Here is a 1043-nt window from a genome sequence, read left to right as displayed (position 1 = left end):
CTCCAGGTCGTCCGCCTGGCGGCGGAGGGCACGAGCAGCCGCGACATCGCGGCCCGGCTGTTCCTGTCCCCGCGCACGGTGGAGTACCACCTGTACAAGGCGTACCCGAAGCTGGGCGTCACCTCCCGCCGCGAACTCCCCGCCGCGCTGGGTCGGTCGGGGGCGGTGGAGGCGGGCTAGCCGGTACCGGAGGGGCGGAGGCAGGCGGCAAGGTCGTCCCGTACCCGGCGCTGCTGCTCCCGGGACAGAGGCGAGAAGAGCCGCTTCTCGACGGCGCGGACGGCGACGCTGGCCTGGCGCAGCACCGTCCGGCCGTCCTCGGTCAGCCGGGCCGGCAGCTCCCTGCCCTGGGGCGCCTGGTCGGGTCTGGTGAGCAGGCCCCGCTCCTGCAGCCGGCGCAGGACGAGGTTCATCGACTGGCGGGTGACGAAGGCGCGGCGGGCGAGTTCGGAGTTGGACAGTGCGGGGTGCTGGCCGAGCAGTTCGAGGCAGGCGTACTGGGGGACGGTCAGATCCAGCGGCCGCAGGGCCTCATCCATGGCGGTCCGCAGGGAGGCGTGCACCTGTTTGAGGACGTATCCCACCGACAGCCCGAGGTCGCCGACCGTCTCCGCTTGCCCCATGTCAGCAGTCTGACATACTGTTTGATGTCAGCACGCTGACATAGGGAGCAGGGCAGTGAACGGACAGGTCACGTACTTCGAGGTGCCGAGCAGCGACATCGCCACGACCCAGCAGTTCTGGGGCTCGCTCTTCGGCTGGACGTTCCACGAGGGCAACTTCCCGGGCTACTCGATGATCCGGGGATCCGAGCCGATGGGCGGGTCACCGCACGACGACCCGTCGCGACACCCGCGGATCTTCTTCGCCGTCGACGACATCGAGGCCGCCGTCGCCAAGGTGCGCGAACTCGGCGGCACGGCGGAGGATCCGGTCGCCCTCCCGTCCGGCGCGTACGCCCACTGCACCGACGATCAGGGCGTGCGGTTCAGCCTGTCCTACGAGCCCGGAGACCCCGCTTGACCCGGACCGCCACCGGCGGG

General features: G+C 70.9%; 3 protein-coding genes. 2 read left to right on the top strand and 1 reads right to left on the bottom strand.

Annotated features, from left to right (window positions below):
- The coding region (locus tag H5J30_RS35430; RefSeq protein ID WP_181791892.1) for a response regulator transcription factor at positions 1 to 180 on the top strand (180 nt) is incomplete at its 5' end.
- On the opposite strand, the gene H5J30_RS35425 is transcribed toward H5J30_RS35430, so the two are convergent.
- The gene (locus H5J30_RS35425) at positions 177 to 623 is read right to left on the bottom strand and encodes a MarR family winged helix-turn-helix transcriptional regulator (RefSeq protein ID WP_181791891.1); all 447 of its coding nucleotides are present in this window, start codon (positions 621 to 623) and stop codon (positions 177 to 179) included. The genes H5J30_RS35430 and H5J30_RS35425 overlap by 4 nt on opposite strands.
- 55 nt (positions 624 to 678) lie before the next feature.
- On the opposite strand from H5J30_RS35425, the gene H5J30_RS37280 reads away from it, so the two are divergent.
- Positions 679 to 1023 carry a VOC family protein gene (locus H5J30_RS37280; RefSeq protein WP_181791890.1) on the top strand — a complete coding sequence of 115 codons (345 nt, stop codon included), beginning with the start codon at positions 679 to 681 and terminating at the stop codon, positions 1021 to 1023.
- The last annotated feature ends 20 nt before the right edge of the window (positions 1024 to 1043 follow it).

The sequence above is a fragment of the Streptomyces phytophilus genome (assembly GCF_013870535.1).
GTDB lineage: Bacteria > Actinomycetota > Actinomycetes > Streptomycetales > Streptomycetaceae > Streptomyces > Streptomyces phytophilus.
This window is presented reverse-complemented; position numbering and strand designations above follow the sequence as displayed.